Here is a 16230-nt window from a genome sequence, read left to right as displayed (position 1 = left end):
TTGAGAACGAGGCCAGCGCTAACGCAATGGCCGGGAATTATACGCGGGCCGAAGGGACAGGGATCGCAGTGACTCGCCAGTCATCGCCCACCGCGCGGATTTCAGTGATTTTCAGCTCCGGCGCATCTTTCATCTGCGCCAGCGGCCAGTCGAGCAGCGGACGCGCCGTGGAGCCGAGGAATTTGCCGGCAATGAAGATCACGAATTCGTCGACCAGCCCCAGTTGCGCAAAGGCACCGGCCAGACGCGGCCCGGCCTCGACCAGCACCTCGTTGGTGCCACGGTTGGCCAGTTCGATGAGCAATTGATGCAGATCGACCTGGCCGTCGTCACTCGGGACGATCAGGCATTCCGGGCCGTTGGCGTATTGCTCCTCGACCGCTACACAGGTGGCCACCAGCGCCGGCCCGGCCTTGAAGAACGGCGCATCCAGCGGCACCCGCAGGCGGCCATCGATCAATACGCGCAATGGCGGGCGACTCATGGCCAGCGCAGTTTGCTCGCTGTCGAGACCGAGTTCGTCCGCGCGTACGGTCAAGCGTGCGCCATCGGCCAGCACCGTATCGGCGCCGGTCAGCACCACCGCCGCCTCAGCGCGCAAACGCTGCACCGCCGAACGCGCCGCTGGGCCGGTGATCCATTGGCTCTCGCCGCTTTCCATCGCCGTGCGCCCGTCGAGGCTCATGGCCAACTTGACCCGCACGAACGGCAAGCCATGTTCCATGCGCTTCAGAAAACCTTGATTGAGCTTGCGTGCTTCAGCCTCCAGCACACCACTTTCGGTGGCAATACCAGCCTCGGCCAGGCGCTGCAAACCGCGCCCGGCGACCTGCGGATTGGGATCACGCATCGCCGCCACGACCCGGGCAACGCCAGCGGTCACCAAGGCATCGGCACACGGCGGCGTGCGCCCGTGGTGGCTGCAAGGTTCGAGGGTCACATAAGCCGTCGCCCCCCGGGCCTGCTCGCCAGCGGCGCGCAGGGCGTGGACTTCGGCATGGGGTTCGCCGGCGCGCTCATGCCAGCCTTCGCCGACAATCTGGCCGTCACGCACCACCACGCAACCGACTCGCGGATTGGGATGGGTGGTGTAGTGGCCTTTGCGCGCCAGTTCCAGCGCGCGGGCCATGAAATGGGCGTCGAGGATCGCCTGCTCGGCGGCGGTGGTCATTCTTTCACCGGTTCGCGGGCGAGGCGGTCGATCTCTTCGCGGAATTCATTGAGGTCCTGGAAGCGCTTGTACACCGAGGCAAAACGGATATAGGCGACTTCATCAAGCTTTTGCAGCTCGGCCATCACCAGCTCGCCGACCACGAGGGATTTGACCTCGCGTTCGCCGGTGGCGCGCAGCTTGTGCTTGATGTGAACCAGAGAGGATTCGAGGCGCTCGACGCTGACCGGACGTTTCTCCAGCGCGCGTTGCATGCCGGCGCGGAGTTTTTCTTCGTCGAACGGTTGGCGGCTGCCGTCGGTTTTGATCAGGCGCGGCAACACCAGTTCGGCCGTCTCGAACGTCGTGAAACGTTCGCCGCAGGCCAGGCATTCACGCCGACGGCGCACCTGTTCGCCCTCGGCGACCAGACGCGAGTCGATGACCTTGGTGTCGTTGGCACCGCAGAAGGGACAGTGCATGGTGGCTGGCAACAAAAAATGGGAGGGCCATGGTAGCGCATCCCCGTGGCAAGACAAGCCATAGGCTTTGCGGTATACAGAACGGCATGATCGTCTGATCCATGGAATTCATTCTGCCGGAGCCTCCAATGCCGTTACGTCCGCTCGTTCTGCTCAGTCTTTTCAGCCTGCTGGTGGCCTGTGGCAGCGACGCACCCAAGCCGCAACCGCCGACGCCGGGCCCCGCGCCGCAACAGGCGCAGAAAAAAGCCAAAGAGGCCGCCGAACTCGGCCCGCTGCCAGCGCATCAGCGCGAATTGAGCGGCACCCTGCAAGGCGTGCCAACCGGCGCCGAAGTCGAGTTGGCGCTGCTGGTGATTGATGAAAAGGATCGCCCGCAACAATTGCTCGCCAGTTCCAGCCTGATCGGCAACAACCAGATCCTGCCGTTTCATCTGCGCTTCAACCCCGAGGCATTTCCGGCCGGCGCACGGGTTGAGCTGCGCGGTCGCGCCAGCCAGTCCGGACAACTGATTCTGCACCTGCCGTCGCAGACCATCACTCAACCGACCACTCAGGCTTTGGGCCAGCTGCAATTCGTCAAAGCGCCATGACAGCACCGCTCGACCTGCAACAGGCCTTGGGGGAATTGCTCGGCGACGCCAGACTGAAAGCCTGTGCGTTGCCGGGCACTGATTTGCAGCTGTGGCTGATCGACGGCGACAACATGGCCCGCGAATTCAGCCAGGAAGAAACCCAGCGCATCCTGCATGAACCGCCGTATTGGAGTTTTTGCTGGGCCAGCGGCTTGGCCGTGGCGCGTTATCTGGCACAGTTTCCCGACTGGGTGCGCGGCAAGCGCGTGCTGGATTTCGGCGCCGGTTCCGGGATCGCCGGCATCGCAGCGGTCAAGGCCGGAGCGCTGGAAGTGGTGGCCTGCGATCTCGATCCGTTGGCGATCGCCGCGTGCAAGGCGAACGCCGAGCTCAACGAAGTGCAGATGAGCTACTCGACGGATTTCTTTGCCGAGGCCGATCGCTTCGATCTGATTCTGGTCGCCGACGTGTTGTATGACCGCGCCAATCTGCCGTTGCTCGACGCGTTTCTCAGTCGCGGACGCGAAGCGCTGGTGGCGGATTCACGGGTGCGGGATTTTCGTCATCCGTTGTATGAACGGATCGAGATGCTGGAGGCGATGACCCTCCCCGATCTGGCCGAGCCCGAAGAATTCAGACATGTCAGCCTCTACCATGCACGGCGCTAGCTAAAAGCTTCGCGAGCAGGCTCGCTCCCACACTGGATCTGTGTCGTTCATAAAATCCCCTGTGGGAGCGAGCCTGCTCGCGAAGGCGTCCGCCCATGCAACACACCTCTCGACCCGCCCCGCTTCCGGCCACCCCCCACCAAGCCTTATAGTTGCCCCATCCACGCTTTGACGAGATCCCCCATGAGTGAGCAAACGCCGTACATCTTCGACGCCACGACTGCCGATTTCGACCAGTCGGTGATCGAAGCCTCCTTCAACAAACCGGTGCTGGTGGATTTCTGGGCCGAATGGTGTGCGCCGTGCAAGGCGTTGATGCCGATGCTGCAGGGCATTGCCGAGAGCTATCAGGGCGAGTTGCTGCTGGCCAAGGTCAACTGCGACATCGAGCAGGACATCGTCGCCCGCTTCGGCATTCGCAGCCTGCCGACCGTGGTGCTGTTCAAGGACGGTCAGCCGGTCGACGGCTTTGCCGGGGCACAACCGGAATCCGCCGTGCGCGCGCTGCTGGAACCGCATGTGCAGATGCCGCCACCGGCCGCTGCCGACCCGTTCGAACAGGCTCAGGCGATGTTCGACGAAGGCCACTTCGCCGAGGCGGAAGCGGTGCTGGTGACCATTCTCAATGAAGACAATACCAACGCCAAAGCGCTGATCCTTTACGCACGCTGCCTGACCGAGCGCGGTGAGCTGGGCGAAGCGCAAACTGTGCTCGACGCGGTCAAGAGCGATGAGCACAAGGCCGCACTCGCCGGCGCCAAGGCGCAGATCCAGTTCCTCGGCCTCGCCCGCGATCTGCCGGACGCCGCCGACCTGAAGAGCCGCCTGGCGCAAAATCCACAGGACGATGAAGCGGTGTACCAACTGGCGATCCAGCAACTGGCGCGCCAGCAATACGAAGCGGCGCTGGACGCCTTGCTCAAACTGTTCATCCGCAACCGCAGCTACGGCGAAGGCTTGCCGCACAAGACCTTGCTGCAGGTGTTCGAGCTGCTGGGCAATGATCATCCGTTGGTGACGGCTTACCGTCGCAAAGTGTTTGCGGCGCTGTATTAAGGCCTCACCCGATCCAGCTATAGAGCGGCGTATCCCCGCCGCTCGCCACTTTCACATCGGAACTATGGCGCAGACGCACGAGCAGACGCTTGCCCGCTACCGCACTGCCGGTGAGCGCCTCCAACTGATCCAGCAGATCCGGCCCGCTAAGTTGCCCGGCGTTGCGCAACACGTCTTTGGCCACCTGCCACAGCGCATCATCCTGATTCACCGGCTTCGCCGCCGGGGCCGACGCCACTGCCTCAGACTGCACGACCGGCGCCTGCCCGCTCAGCGCCGAACCCAGCCTGGCCCAATCGCTGTCATCCAGCTCCACCGTCAAATCCACCGGCACTTCGCCGACCGTTCCGCGTATCCGCAACATCGAGTTCGCTCCTGCATTTTTCTGACCTGCATGCTCCCACGGGACTTGTGCAACGCCAAGCGACGTTGTCCAGTGTGGCGGTTATCGAGCATTCATCTACAGTGTCCTTTTTCTCACAGCACCCTGTAATGAAACGAAGTTACTACGCCCTATTGATGACCCCACTCTTGCTCATCGTGGCATGGCGCATCTGGTTGCCTGCCGATCTTTCGGCTTGTCCCGCTGACGGGGAAACTGCAGGTCCACTGACCCTTGTTATTCGTGATTACTTTGAGCGCAATAGCCGGACCGACTGGCGAGACATGGATGATCGTTTTGACATACTTTCAACCCCCGAAGGCCAGAGCATAGCGAGTCAACCGAATTCACACACTTGCGAAGCATTGCGGGTACTGCAGAGTCCGGCGTTCAGTCAGAGTGAAAAAATCTTTACCATGGCACTTATGTTCAGACTGCCAATCGACCAGTACATGGCCCTGATGGATCGCAGTCATCAACTCTACACGCAGGGCAAAATGGATAAGGAGGTGCTGACTCTGGTGGTATTTCCGCGCGGAACAGCCATCAACTACTGGTGGCTTCCGGCTTGGCGACAGCGTTTCAGTCGCGATGCGCCGAGCTTGCTCGACGCAAATCTGATCAACGATGTTCTTTCGGGACACTATTGGTTCGACTATCCCGGCGCAGGCTTCTGATTCTGCAAGCATGACATCCAATCCCAGCACCGCCCGCGAACTCATCCCGGGCGGTGCTTAGCCATGTCTTGCGCAATCTCAAGCGCACGGGCACACTCTGCGGACTTTCGTTATAAGATTACATAACAAACTTTTCATTTTTCTCGGAGTCCGTCATGCGTCGTTTGCTGCTCGCTTTGCCGTTTGCCCTGTTGCCGCTGGCCGCTGCCCATGCGTTTGATGAGCACGATCATGATCATGAGCACGGCAGCCTCGGCGCCCACGAACATGGCGTGGGTCGGCTGAACGCCGCGCTGGATGGTCAGACCCTGGAGCTGGAGCTGGAAAGCCCTGCGATGAATCTGGTCGGTTTTGAACACGCCGCCACGTCCGATGCCGACAAGGCCAAAGTCGCTGCCGCTCGGGCGCAACTGGAAAAACCATTGGCTCTGTTCAGCCTGCCCGCTGCGGCCGGCTGCAAGGTGGTCAGTCAGGAACTGGAAAGCCCGCTGTTCGGCGACAAGCCGGACGCCGATGATCACGACGAAGATGAAGCGGACAAGGACGGTCACGAGCATCACCACGACCACAGCGAAATCCATGCGCATTACCAATTCAGCTGCGCCACACCGGGCGCGCTGAGCACGCTGAACCTGACGAACATCTTCAAGACCTTCCCGGCGACGCAGAAGATTCAGGTACAACTGATCAGCGCGACCGGCCAGCAAGGTACCGAAGTGACGGCCAAGTCGGCTGCGCTGAAATTCTAGGATCCACAGAAATCCCCTGTGGGAGCGAGCCTGCTCGCGAAGGCGGCGTGTCAGCTGACATGTGGGTGTCTGACCCAGCGCTTTCGCGAGCAGGCTCGCTCCCACAGGGTTATGTGTTCACTTCATGAAAATCGGTGCCATGACCCAAGCACTCATCGAACTTTCCGACCTTGGCTTCAACTGGCCCGGTCACCCGCCGCTGCTGGACATCCCGGCGTTTCGTCTGGAAGCCGGCGAAACCCTGTTTCTCAAAGGCCCCAGCGGCAGCGGCAAGACCACTCTGCTCGGCCTGCTTGGCGGGGTGCAGAAGCCCGGTCGCGGCAGCATTCGCCTGCTCGGCCAGGAGCTGACCGAACTGTCTGCCGGCAAGCGCGATACGTTTCGTGTCGATCACACCGGATACATTTTCCAGCAATTCAACCTGTTGCCGTTTCTCTCGGTGCGCGAGAACGTTGAGTTGCCGTGTCACTTCTCGAAACTGCGCGCGCAACGGGCGAAACAGCGCCACGGCAGCGTCGATCAGGCCGCCGCCACCCTGCTCGCGCACTTGGGTCTGAAAGACGAAAGCATCCTCAGCCGCCGCGCCGACTCGCTGTCCATCGGCCAGCAACAACGGGTCGCTGCCGCCCGCGCGTTGATCGGCCAACCGGAACTGGTGATCGCCGACGAACCGACGTCGGCACTGGATTACGATGCCCGCGAGAACTTCATTCGCCTGTTGTTTGCCGAGTGCCGCGAGGCCGGATCGAGTCTGTTGTTCGTCAGCCACGACCAGAGCCTGGCGCCGCTGTTCGACCGTCACCTGTCCCTGGCCGATCTCAATCGCGCCGCTACGTCCGCCGAGGTCTGAGATGTATCTGTTTCGTCTGGCCATGGCCAGCCTGGCCAACCGCCGTTTCACCGCATTGCTCACCGCCTTCGCCATTGCTCTTTCGGTGTGCCTGCTGCTCGCCGTCGAGCGTGTGCGCACCGAAGCCAAGGCGAGTTTCGCCAGCACCATCAGCGGTACTGACCTGATCGTCGGTGCTCGTTCGGGCTCGGTGAACCTGCTGCTGTATTCGGTGTTCCGCATCGGCAACGCTACCAACAACATCCGTTGGGACAGCTTTGAACACTTCGCCAACAATCCGAAAGTGAAGTGGGCAATCCCCATGTCCCTCGGCGATTCCCATCGCGGCTATCGCGTGATGGGCACCACCGAAGCCTACTTCGAGCACTACCAGTACGGGCGCCAGCAACACCTGGCGCTGGCCGACGGTCGCGCGTTTGCCACCGATCCTTTCGAAGTGGTGCTCGGTGCCGAAGTCGCCGAAGCGCTGCACTACAAGCTCGGCGACAAACTGGTACTGGCCCACGGCGTGGCGGCGATCAGCCTCGTCAAGCATGACGACAAACCCTTCACCGTGGTCGGCATCCTCCAGCGTACCGGCACCCCGGTGGACCGCACGTTGCACATCAGCCTCGGCGGCATGGAGGCGATCCACATTGACTGGCACAACGGCGTGCCGGCGCGCGGCAACGGGCGGATCAGCGCTGATCAGGCGCGCAACATGGACCTGACCCCGCAAGCGATCACCGCGTTCATGCTCGGCCTCAACAGCAAGATTTCCACCTTCGCCTTGCAGCGCGAGATCAACGAATACCGGGGCGAACCGATGCTGGCGATCCTGCCGGGCGTGGCCTTGCAGGAATTGTGGAGCCTGATGAGCACGGCCGAGAAAGCCTTGTTCGTGGTCTCGCTGTTCGTTGTGCTGACCGGGCTGATCGGCATGCTCACGGCGATTCTCACCAGCCTCAACGAACGTCGCCGCGAGATGGCGATTCTGCGTTCGGTGGGCGCGCGGCCGTGGCACATCGCAAGTCTGCTGGTGCTGGAAGCTTTCGCCCTGGCCCTGACCGGGGTGATTGCCGGGCTGGCGTTGCTGTACGTCGGCATCGCCGCTGCGCAAGGGTACGTGCAGGCCAATTACGGTTTGTATCTGCCGCTGGCATGGCCGAGCGAGTATGAATGGACGCTGCTCGGTGGCATTCTGGCGGCCGCGCTGCTGATGGGCAGCGTGCCGGCCTGGCGCGCGTATCGCCAATCATTGGCCGATGGCCTGTCGATCCGTTTATGAGGATGTTCACCATGCCCCGCGCCCTGCTTGCGCTGCTGATGCTGGTCGCCCTGCCCGTGTGGGCAGCGGCGCCGAAAGACCTGACCTGGTCGGAAATGATCCCGCCGGACGCCGCGCCGGAAGTGCCGAACATGACCCCGCTGCACGACCTGTCGAAGATGGGCGACGCACTCTCTGCCGAGTCCGCGCCGGCGGCCAAGCAGGACATGCCCAACGCACCGGTAGTGAAGAGCCTCGACGGGCAGAACATTCGCCTGCCCGGTTACATCGTGCCGCTGGAAGTCAGCGAAGAGGGGCGCACTACCGACTTTTTGCTGGTGCCGTATTTCGGCGCCTGCATCCACGTACCGCCACCGCCGTCGAACCAGATCGTCCATGTGAAAAGCGAACTGGGCGTGAAGCTCGACGAGCTGTATCAGCCGTATTGGGTTGAAGGACCGTTGCAGGTGAAAGCGTCGAGCAGTGAGCTGGCCGATGCCGGGTATCAGATGGAGGCGGAGAAGATTTATGCGTATGAACTGCCGGAGTAATTCCCGGTAGTTTTGTATTGGCTGGTCTATCGTCTTCGCGAGCAGGCTCGCTCCCACAGGTGATCACATTCCAAGGTGGGAGCGAGCCTGCTCGCGAATAGGCCCTCAAAGGCTCCACAAAACCCCGCCCCTTCACTGTTTCATTGAGCTGAGTCAAAACACCGTATCAGACGGCTTCGTACCCTAGGACATCGAATTTTTATGTCCTTTTCGGAGCCCCCATGAACAAGTCCTTGCTCAGCGCCTCGCTGTTTGCCCTCGCGCTCGCAGCCCCGCTCGCCCACGCCCACGAAGCCGGTGACATCCTTGTGCGCGCCGGTGCGATCACCGTCAACCCGAAGGCCGACAGCTCCAGCGTCAAGGTCGATCAGGGTCCGCTGAGCGGCACCAATCTGGGCGGCAAGGCGACCATGAGCAGCGACACCCAACTGGGCCTGAACTTCGCCTACATGCTCACCAACAACATCGGTATCGAACTGCTGGCAGCCACGCCGTTCGAGCATGACGTCAAGCTCAAGGGCACCGCCCTGCCCGCCGCCAACGGCAAGCTCGGCACCCTGAAACACCTGCCGCCGACCCTCAGCGTCGTCTACTACCCGCTGGATTCGAAATCGGCCTTCCAGCCGTATGTGGGTGGTGGCATCAACTACACCTGGATCTACGACGAACACGTCGGCAGCGAAGCCAGCGCCAACGGCTTCAGCAACTTCAAGGCGAAAAACTCCTGGGGCCTGGCCTGGCAGGTCGGCGCCGACTACATGATCACCGACAACATCATGCTCAACGCCCAGGTGCGCTACATCGATATCGACACCCGCGCGACCGTCGAGAACAACGCCGTCGCCCCCGGCACCCGCGCGCGGGTAAATGTGGACGTCGATCCGTTCATCTACATGGTCGGTCTGGGCTATAAGTTCTAAGTCGATTTTTTACTGAACGTTCACGTGGTGGTGAATGAGGCTTGGTGGCGGGCAGGCACAGACCTGACGAAGACCGTACGCAGTCGATCGGGGGATAACATCCCCTCGCCACAGGGATAGCAATATTCCGGCCGTGAAAAAGGCGCCTGTTGAAAAAGGCGCCTTTTTCATTTGGTGCTGAGTCATGTGGGGCGTTGGAGGCCCGGGCCCCTCACCCCAGCCCTCTCCCGGGGGAGAGGGAGCCGATTTGTGTGTTGTTCAAAACCTGAGTTCGACTGGGTATCGCAAGTCGGCGTACTTCTCACAAACACCTCAGTCAGTTCCCTCTCCCCTGGGAGAGGGCTAGGGTGAGGGGCTTCTCAGGAGCGCCCCAGCAAGCGCGCCAAGCCCACACTCATCGGCGTCTGCGGCGGCATTTCGAAGCGCTGCAGCAAGCGTCGGTTATCGGCTCGCGAATGGCGGATATCACCCGAACGCGCCGGCCCGTAACTCACGGGCGGCAACTCACCGATTACCGATTTCAAAGCTTCGAGCATCTGCTTCAGGCTCATCGCCTGGTTCCAGCCAACATTGACCGCGCCTTCCTGTACATCAGGCTTTTCCAGCGCCTGCACCAGCAAATCGACCAGATCACCGACATAGAGGAAATCGCGAGTCTGCTCGCCATCGCCAAACACTGTGATCGGCAAACCCTTCGAGGCGCGCTCGCTGAAAATGCTGATCACCCCGGAATACGGCGAGGACGGATCCTGGCGGGGGCCGAAGATGTTGAAGAAGCGAAAAATTGCCGGTTCCAGGCCATGCTGGCGACGGTAGAAATCGAAGTACTGCTCACCGGCCAGTTTGTCCGAGGCATAGGGTGTCAGCGGCGCTTTTGGCGTGTCTTCATCAATCGACTCGCCCTCGCCATTGTTGCCGTACACCGCCGCGCTGGAGGCATACACCACACGCTTGACCCCGGCCAGACGCATGGCTTCGCAGACATTCAGGGTGCCGATGAAATTGCTCTGGTGGGTTTTCACCGGATCGTCCACCGAGGCCTGCACCGAGGCCACGGCCGCCAGATGCGCGACAGCGTTGCAACCTTGCATGGCGCGGGCGACCAAAGCGGCATCGGCGACATCGCCGACCACCAGTTCGACCTTGGGATTGTCCAGCGGCAGGTTGCTGCGCTTGCCGGTCGACAGATCGTCAAGCACGCGTACCGCATAGCCCTTGGCGAGCAAGGCGTCGGTCAGGTGCGAGCCGATGAATCCTGCTCCGCCGGTGATTAGAACCGTTCCTTCAGCCATGTCGGTAAAACCTGTCCAGTAGACCCGGGAGCGCGGCACGCCAGGCGCGCGGCTTGATCCCGAAAGTGTGGAGAATCTTCTTGCAGGCCAGCACCGCGTGTTGCGGCTCTTCGGCGGCGTCCGGGCGCGCGGCATGGGCCTGCGCGGTCGGTGCTTCGATCGCCAGCGGATGCAGGCTGCGTGCTTCGGTGAGAATCGCCTGGCCCAGCGCCAGCGGTGTGGTCGCTTCGTGGCCGGCGTAATGGTAAGTGCCCCACAGCGGCGCGGCGCAGTCGAGTTGCTTGAGCACGGAGATGATCACTCGCGCGGCGTCATCGACCGGAGTCGGATTACCGCGACGATCATCGGCCAGCAGCAACTCTTCGGGTTGTTCCGCACGGGCGAGAAAGCGTCCGAGGGTGCCGTCCGGGCTGTCGTCGAGCAGCCAGCCGAAACGCAGCAGCACATGTTGCGGGCAGGTCGCGCGCACACTTTGCTCGATGCGCCACAAGGCCTGACCGCGCAGGCCCAGCGGCACCGGTTCGTCTTTTTCGCTGTAAGCGGTAGCACGTGAGCCGTCGAACACGCGATAGCTCGACGGCTGCACGAGGACAATGTTGTGGTGCTGGCACAGCTCGGCCAGACGCTCGATGGCGCGTTCCTGACCGCTCATGCGGCTTTCGCTGACGCTCTCGGCCTGGAACCAGTCGAAATAGTAGGCGAGGTTGATCAACGCATCGGGACGGGTGTCGTCGAGCAGTTGGGTGAGGCTCGCGGCATCCCAGCCGTTTTCGGGCGGGCGGGGGGCGAGGAAACCGATGTCTTCTTCCGCACCGAGGCGAATCAGCGCCTGCCCAAGGGCATTTCCGCCGCCCAGTAACATAAGGCGCATTCGCATAGAGTCAGCAGGCCCAGTCTGATTGGAACGATGGCTTTGGCGACGGTTCTCGTGGAACCGTCGTCGATAATTGCCGGAATCGTTGCATTTTGCGGGTTTAGTGCGCAACCGTCATCCGTAAAGTGTAGATGTCCGGGACTTCAACTCACCCCCCCCCCTGTGGCGAGGGAGCTTGCTCCCGCTGGGCTGCGAAGCGGCCCCAGATTGCTGGCGACTGCTTCGCGGTCGAACGGGAGCAAGCTCCCTCGCCACAGGGGAGGAATTGATAAACCGAGCGGTACTTGCATCTTCCCTGCCCCGCCCGCATAAATCAGCACATGAACCTGCCCATCCCCGCAGACAGTGCCCTGGACGGCTTCCACCCCGCCGTCAGCGCCTGGTTCAGTCACACCTTTGCTGCGGTCACCGCCGCTCAGGCCCGTGCGTGGCCGTTGATCCGCCAGCGCCGGTCGACGCTGATCGCCGCGCCCACCGGCTCCGGCAAAACCCTGACCGCGTTTCTCGCCGTGCTTGATGAGCTTGTCCATCGCGGTCTGGAACAGCCCGATGGTCTGCCCGCCGAAACCCTGGTGGTCTATGTCTCACCGCTGAAGGCACTGTCCAACGACATTCAGATCAACCTGCAAAATCCGCTCGCTGGCATTACCGCGCAATTGCGCGAAATGGGCCTGCAGGAGCTGACCATCACTACCGCCGTACGAACCGGCGACACGCCGCAGAAAGACCGCGCCGCCATGCGCAAGACCGCGCCGCACATTCTGGTCACCACCCCGGAATCGCTGTATGTGCTGCTTGGCTCGGAATCCGGGCGCAGGATGCTCGGCACTACGCGCACGGTGATCATTGACGAAATCCACGCCATGGCCGCCGGCAAGCGCGGCAGTCATCTGTCCTTGAGCCTTGAACGACTGCAAGCGTTGTGCGCCGAACCGCTGACCCGCATCGGCCTGTCCGCCACGCAGAAGCCGGTAGAAGCCGTGGCGCAATTCCTGGTCGGTCACGATCGCCCCTGCGAAATCGTCGACATTGGCCACGCCCGCCCTCGGGATCTGGGTATCGAAGTGCCGCCGGTGCCGTTGTCGGCGGTGATGGCCAACGATGTCTGGGAACTGGTGTACGAGCGCCTCGCCGAACTCGCCCGCGAGCATCGCACCACACTGATTTTCGTCAACACCCGACGCCTTGCCGAGCGCCTCAGCCGGCATCTGAGCGAACGCCTCGGCAAGAAGGCGGTGGCGGCGCACCATGGCAGCCTGGCCAAGGAGTTTCGCCTCGACGCCGAACAACGGCTCAAACGCGGCGAGCTGCAAGTGCTGATCGCCACGGCGTCGCTGGAGCTAGGCATCGATATCGGTGAAGTCGACCTGGTCTGCCAGATCAGTTCACCGCGCTCGATTGCTGCGTTTCTGCAAAGGGTTGGCCGTTCCGGACATCAGGTCGGCGGCACGCCCAAGGGTCGTTTGTTCGCCACCACCCGCGACGATCTGATCGAGTGCGCCGCCCTGCTCGACTGCGTGCGCCGGGGCGAGCTGGATACGCTGCAGATTCCGGAAAAGCCGCTGGACGTGCTGGCGCAGCAGATCATTGCCGAGGTCAGTTGCCAGGAATGGTCGGAGGACGCGTTGCTGGCGATGTTCCGCCGAGCTTGGCCGTATCGCGATCTCGACGAAAAACACTATCAGGCCCTGCTGAGCATGCTCGCCGAGGGTTACAACGGCCGCCAAGGCATCCGCAGCGCCTACCTGCACCGCGATGCCGTCAGTCGCACCTTGCGTGGCCGGCGTGGCGCGCAACTGACCGCCGTGACCAGTGGCGGCACCATCCCGGACAACGCCGACTACAGCGTGCTGCTGGAACCCCAGGGCTTGAACATCGGCAGCGTCAACGAAGATTTCGCCGTGGAAAGTATCGCCGGCGACGTGTTCCAGCTTGGCAATACCTCGTATCGCATCCTGCGGGTAGAAAGCGGCAAAGTGCGGGTCGAGGATGCGCAGGGCATGCCGCCGACCATTCCGTTCTGGCTCGGCGAAGCGCCGGGGCGCAGTGATGAACTGTCGGCGGCCGTCGCGCGCCTGCAAGCGCAGTTGGACGGATTGCTCAGCGCCAGCCCCGGTAATCTGCAACCGGCGCTCGACTGGCTGACCGCCACACTCGGCCTCAACCTCGCCAGCGCCGAGCAACTGGTCGAATATCTGGCGCGCGCACGGCAAACCCTCGGCGCCCTGCCCTCGCAGGACACGCTGTTGATGGAGCGGTTTTTCGACGAGTCCGGCGGCACCCAACTGATCATTCACACGCCGTTCGGCAGCCGCATCAACCGCGCCTGGGGCTTGGCCCTGCGCAAGCGTTTCTGCCGCACCTTCAACTTCGAATTGCAGGCCGCCGCCAGCGAAGACGCGATCGTGCTGTCGCTGTCCACCAGCCACAGCTTCGAGCTCGACGAAGTCTGGCGTTACCTGCACAGCAACAGCGCTGAACACACGCTCATTCAAGCGGTGCTTGATGCGCCATTGTTCGGCGTGCGCTGGCGCTGGAATGCCGGGGTGGCGCTGGCGTTGCCGCGCTTCACCGGCGGGCGCAAAGTCGCTCCGCAACTGCAACGGATGAAGAGCGAAGACCTCATCGCCAGTGTGTTTCCCGACCAGATCGCCTGCCTGGAAAACCTCGCCGGCGAGCGTGAAGTCCCAGAACATCCGCTGGTGGAACAGACCCTCGACGATTGCCTGCACGAAGCGATGGACAGCGAAGGCTGGCTGACCCTACTGCGCCGCATGGAGCGTGGCGAGGTGCGCTTGATCGCCCGTGATCTGCCGGCACCGTCGCCACTGGCGGCAGAAATCCTCAGCGCCCGGCCGTACACGTTTCTCGACGACGCGCCGCTGGAGGAACGCCGCACGCAAGCGGTGATCAATCGACGCTGGAGCGATCCGCAGTCGACCGATGATCTCGGCGCACTCGATGCCGATGCGATCACCGCAGTGCGCGAAGAAGCCTGGCCGTCGCCCAATTCCATGGATGAAATGCACGAAGCGCTGATGAGCCTCGCCTGCATCAGCGACACCGAAGCGCGCGCCAACGCGGGTTGGCTGGACTGGCTGCAAACGCTGATGGCCAGCGGCCGCGCCTGCCTGTTGCAGATCGACGCCGAGCATCAGTTATGGCTGGCCCGCGAACGCCTGAGTTGTCTGCAGGCACTTTATCCACAGGCGACGTTGCTGACTGAGGCGGTGGCGCTGCCCGGATTCGACGACACGTGGGCATTCGATGAGGCGCTGGTCGAAGTGATCCGCGCCCGCCTCGGCGCGTTCGGGCCAACCCCGTTGCCGGCCATTGCCGAGCCGCTCGCCCTGCCAGTTGCGCAAGTCAATCAGGCCCTCGCGCAACTGGAGCGTGAAGGTTATGTGTTGCGCGGCCAGTTCACGCCGAACAGCGCGATTGAAGAATGGTGCGAACGCCATCTGCTGGCGCGCATCCATCGCTACACGGTCAAGCGCCTGCGCCGGGAAATCGAACCGGTGGCATTGCAGGACTTCATGCGTTTTCTGTTCGACTGGCAGCATCTGACGCCGGCCACCCAAGGTCAGGGCAGTGCGGTGCTGCCGGCGATTGTCGGCCAATTCGAAGGCTACCCGGCGGCAGCTTCGGCGTGGGACAGCGACATCCTGCCGGCCCGCCTCAAGGACTATTCGCCGAGCTGGCTGGATGAACTGTGCCGCAACGGCAAACTGGTGTGGACGCGCATCAATGCGCGGCAGAAGGTCAGCGGCTCGGCATTGCGCAGTACGCCGATCGTGCTGCTGCCGCGTAGCCAGGTGGGTTTGTGGAGTGCATTGGCAGAACAGACACCAGTGAGCGAGTTATCGCCGAAAACACAGAAAGTCTTCGAGGCGCTGAGTCAGCACGGCGCGCTGTTTTTCGATGAGCTGATTCATGAAGCGCGCCTGTTGCGCAGCGAACTGGAAATCGCCTTGCAGGAACTGGTCGCCGCAGGTTTGGTGAACGCCGACAGCTTCGCCGGCTTGCGTGCGCTAATCACTCCTGCAAGCAAGCGCCAGCAGCGCAGTAGCCGACGCGGGCGCGGCGCGTTTATCGGCGGCATGGACGATGCCGGGCGCTGGGCATTGCTGCGCCGGGGTTCATCAGCAGATGCCGCCGAGACACTCGAACATGTCGCCATGACCCTGCTGCGCCGCTACGGCGTGGTGTTCTGGCGTCTGCTGGAACGCGAAGCGGACTGGTTGCCGAGCTGGCGGGAATTGCTGCGCACCTTTCATCGTCTGGAAGCGCGGGGCGAGATTCGTGGCGGGCGGTTTGTCAGTGGTCTGGCTGGCGAGCAGTTTGCCTTGCCCGAAGCCATTCCCTTGCTGCGCGAAGTACGCCGACGCCCGCAGGACGGCAGCCTGGTGGCGGTGTGTGGGGTTGATCCGCTGAATCTGGCCGGGACTTTGCTGCCCGGGGTGAAAGTGCCGGCGCTGGTGAGCAATCGGCTGGTTTATCGCGATGGGGTGGCGGTGGCGGCGGTGATTGCCGGCAAGCAGCAGGTTTGGGTAGAGCTGGATCCGATAGCCATGGGACAACTGCATGCCAAGCTGATACGGCATTGAGAGTGTTCGCACCGGCGTCTTCGCGAGCAGGCTCGCTCCCACAGTTCAATCCCGTTTCCCCTGTGGGAGCGAGCCTGCTCGCGAATGGCCGGCCCTGCACCTCAAAATCATGCTTCAGGTCCGCGACTCCTGCGGCACTTCACCCGCAACC

The 16230-nt window shown here is 62.5% G+C and carries 15 protein-coding genes; 10 read left to right on the top strand and 5 right to left on the bottom strand.

Annotated features, from left to right (window positions below):
• Positions 1 to 37: 37 nt before the first annotated feature.
• Together ribD and nrdR are read right to left on the bottom strand one after the other, a co-directional pair.
• The gene (gene ribD / locus D8U71_RS21020) at positions 38 to 1171 is read right to left on the bottom strand and encodes a bifunctional diaminohydroxyphosphoribosylaminopyrimidine deaminase/5-amino-6-(5-phosphoribosylamino)uracil reductase RibD (RefSeq protein WP_130888586.1); all 1134 of its coding nucleotides are present in this window, start codon (positions 1169 to 1171) and stop codon (positions 38 to 40) included.
• Positions 1168 to 1632, bottom strand: a complete 465-nt coding sequence (gene nrdR, locus D8U71_RS21015) for a transcriptional regulator NrdR (protein ID WP_007910946.1) — start codon at positions 1630 to 1632, stop codon at positions 1168 to 1170. The genes ribD and nrdR overlap by 4 nt, the downstream gene beginning before the upstream one ends.
• Before the next feature lie 128 nt (positions 1633 to 1760).
• Here nrdR and D8U71_RS21010 point away from each other — a divergent pair, with 128 nt between their 5' ends.
• The 3 genes from D8U71_RS21010 to trxA all read left to right on the top strand — a co-directional run bounded on the left by D8U71_RS21010 (position 1761) and on the right by trxA (position 3931).
• Positions 1761 to 2225 carry a YbaY family lipoprotein gene (locus D8U71_RS21010; protein ID WP_071173724.1) on the top strand — a complete coding sequence of 155 codons (465 nt, stop codon included), beginning with the start codon at positions 1761 to 1763 and terminating at the stop codon, positions 2223 to 2225.
• Positions 2222 to 2875: a 50S ribosomal protein L11 methyltransferase gene (locus D8U71_RS21005; RefSeq protein ID WP_130888585.1), complete on the top strand. Its 654-nt coding sequence runs from the start codon at positions 2222 to 2224 to the stop codon at positions 2873 to 2875. Before D8U71_RS21010 ends, D8U71_RS21005 begins: the two co-directional genes overlap by 4 nt.
• 183 nt (positions 2876 to 3058) lie before the next feature.
• Entirely contained in the window at positions 3059 to 3931 is an 873-nt protein-coding gene (gene trxA / locus D8U71_RS21000) for a thioredoxin (protein ID WP_095181931.1), read from the top strand.
• A 4-nt stretch (positions 3932 to 3935) separates the two neighbouring features.
• Here the strand turns inward: trxA and D8U71_RS20995 are convergent, their stop codons facing one another.
• Positions 3936 to 4295 carry a hypothetical protein gene (locus D8U71_RS20995; protein WP_125918210.1) on the bottom strand — a complete coding sequence of 120 codons (360 nt, stop codon included), beginning with the start codon at positions 4293 to 4295 and terminating at the stop codon, positions 3936 to 3938.
• A 128-nt stretch (positions 4296 to 4423) separates the two neighbouring features.
• Between D8U71_RS20995 and D8U71_RS20990 the strand changes: the two genes are divergently transcribed.
• From D8U71_RS20990 to D8U71_RS20965, 6 genes are all read left to right on the top strand, one after another.
• Positions 4424 to 4990, top strand: coding sequence for a hypothetical protein (locus tag D8U71_RS20990; RefSeq protein ID WP_130888584.1), 567 nt, complete (start codon positions 4424 to 4426; stop codon positions 4988 to 4990).
• A 155-nt stretch (positions 4991 to 5145) separates the two neighbouring features.
• Positions 5146 to 5739, top strand: coding sequence for a DUF2796 domain-containing protein (locus tag D8U71_RS20985; RefSeq protein WP_130888583.1), 594 nt, complete (start codon positions 5146 to 5148; stop codon positions 5737 to 5739).
• A 139-nt stretch (positions 5740 to 5878) separates the two neighbouring features.
• Positions 5879 to 6589 carry an ABC transporter ATP-binding protein gene (locus tag D8U71_RS20980; RefSeq protein WP_130888582.1) on the top strand — a complete coding sequence of 237 codons (711 nt, stop codon included), beginning with the start codon at positions 5879 to 5881 and terminating at the stop codon, positions 6587 to 6589.
• A 1-nt stretch (position 6590) separates the two neighbouring features.
• A complete protein-coding gene (locus tag D8U71_RS20975) occupies positions 6591 to 7856 on the top strand; it encodes an ABC transporter permease (RefSeq protein WP_024014501.1) in 1266 nt (421 codons plus the stop codon).
• Between the two features lie 11 nt (positions 7857 to 7867).
• Positions 7868 to 8386, top strand: coding sequence for a DUF3299 domain-containing protein (locus D8U71_RS20970; protein ID WP_024014502.1), 519 nt, complete (start codon positions 7868 to 7870; stop codon positions 8384 to 8386).
• Positions 8387 to 8607: 221 nt separating this feature from the next.
• Complete coding sequence (locus D8U71_RS20965; protein ID WP_016772968.1) at positions 8608 to 9306, top strand: OmpW family outer membrane protein; 699 nt, start codon at positions 8608 to 8610, stop codon at positions 9304 to 9306.
• A gap of 359 nt (positions 9307 to 9665) precedes the next feature.
• On the opposite strand, the gene D8U71_RS20960 is transcribed toward D8U71_RS20965, so the two are convergent.
• Entirely contained in the window at positions 9666 to 10598 is a 933-nt protein-coding gene (locus tag D8U71_RS20960) for an NAD-dependent epimerase/dehydratase family protein (protein ID WP_130888581.1), read from the bottom strand.
• Positions 10591 to 11475, bottom strand: coding sequence for a sugar nucleotide-binding protein (locus D8U71_RS20955; protein ID WP_038860943.1), 885 nt, complete (start codon positions 11473 to 11475; stop codon positions 10591 to 10593). Before D8U71_RS20955 ends, D8U71_RS20960 begins: the two co-directional genes overlap by 8 nt.
• Positions 11476 to 11792: 317 nt before the next feature.
• On the opposite strand from D8U71_RS20955, the gene D8U71_RS20950 reads away from it, so the two are divergent.
• Positions 11793 to 16079: a DEAD/DEAH box helicase gene (locus D8U71_RS20950; protein ID WP_130888580.1), complete on the top strand. Its 4287-nt coding sequence runs from the start codon at positions 11793 to 11795 to the stop codon at positions 16077 to 16079.
• The last annotated feature ends 151 nt before the right edge of the window (positions 16080 to 16230 follow it).

Source organism: Pseudomonas sp. Sample_21, assembly GCF_004307525.1.
Taxonomy (GTDB): Bacteria; Pseudomonadota; Gammaproteobacteria; order Pseudomonadales; family Pseudomonadaceae; genus Aquipseudomonas; species Aquipseudomonas atacamensis.
Note: the sequence above shows the minus strand (reverse complement) of the source record. Positions and strands in the feature narration are given on the sequence as shown.

What these genes read in the sequence shown, in the direction of transcription:
- D8U71_RS20960 (WP_130888581.1), bottom strand. Translation starts at nt 10,598, where the DNA reads ATGGCTGAAGGAACGGTTCTAATCACCGGCGGAGCAGGATTCATCGGC.
- D8U71_RS20950 (WP_130888580.1), top strand. Translation starts at nt 11,793, where the DNA reads ATGAACCTGCCCATCCCCGCAGACAGTGCCCTGGACGGCTTCCACCCC.
- D8U71_RS20995 (WP_125918210.1), bottom strand. Translation starts at nt 4,295, where the DNA reads ATGTTGCGGATACGCGGAACGGTCGGCGAAGTGCCGGTGGATTTGACG.
- ribD (WP_130888586.1), bottom strand. Translation starts at nt 1,171, where the DNA reads ATGACCACCGCCGCCGAGCAGGCGATCCTCGACGCCCATTTCATGGCC.
- D8U71_RS20955 (WP_038860943.1), bottom strand. Translation starts at nt 11,475, where the DNA reads ATGCGAATGCGCCTTATGTTACTGGGCGGCGGAAATGCCCTTGGGCAG.
- nrdR (WP_007910946.1), bottom strand. Translation starts at nt 1,632, where the DNA reads ATGCACTGTCCCTTCTGCGGTGCCAACGACACCAAGGTCATCGACTCG.
- D8U71_RS20965 (WP_016772968.1), top strand. Translation starts at nt 8,608, where the DNA reads ATGAACAAGTCCTTGCTCAGCGCCTCGCTGTTTGCCCTCGCGCTCGCA.
- D8U71_RS21005 (WP_130888585.1), top strand. Translation starts at nt 2,222, where the DNA reads ATGACAGCACCGCTCGACCTGCAACAGGCCTTGGGGGAATTGCTCGGC.
- D8U71_RS21010 (WP_071173724.1), top strand. Translation starts at nt 1,761, where the DNA reads ATGCCGTTACGTCCGCTCGTTCTGCTCAGTCTTTTCAGCCTGCTGGTG.
- D8U71_RS20975 (WP_024014501.1), top strand. Translation starts at nt 6,591, where the DNA reads ATGTATCTGTTTCGTCTGGCCATGGCCAGCCTGGCCAACCGCCGTTTC.
- trxA (WP_095181931.1), top strand. Translation starts at nt 3,059, where the DNA reads ATGAGTGAGCAAACGCCGTACATCTTCGACGCCACGACTGCCGATTTC.
- D8U71_RS20985 (WP_130888583.1), top strand. Translation starts at nt 5,146, where the DNA reads ATGCGTCGTTTGCTGCTCGCTTTGCCGTTTGCCCTGTTGCCGCTGGCC.
- D8U71_RS20980 (WP_130888582.1), top strand. Translation starts at nt 5,879, where the DNA reads ATGACCCAAGCACTCATCGAACTTTCCGACCTTGGCTTCAACTGGCCC.
- D8U71_RS20990 (WP_130888584.1), top strand. Translation starts at nt 4,424, where the DNA reads ATGAAACGAAGTTACTACGCCCTATTGATGACCCCACTCTTGCTCATC.
- D8U71_RS20970 (WP_024014502.1), top strand. Translation starts at nt 7,868, where the DNA reads ATGCCCCGCGCCCTGCTTGCGCTGCTGATGCTGGTCGCCCTGCCCGTG.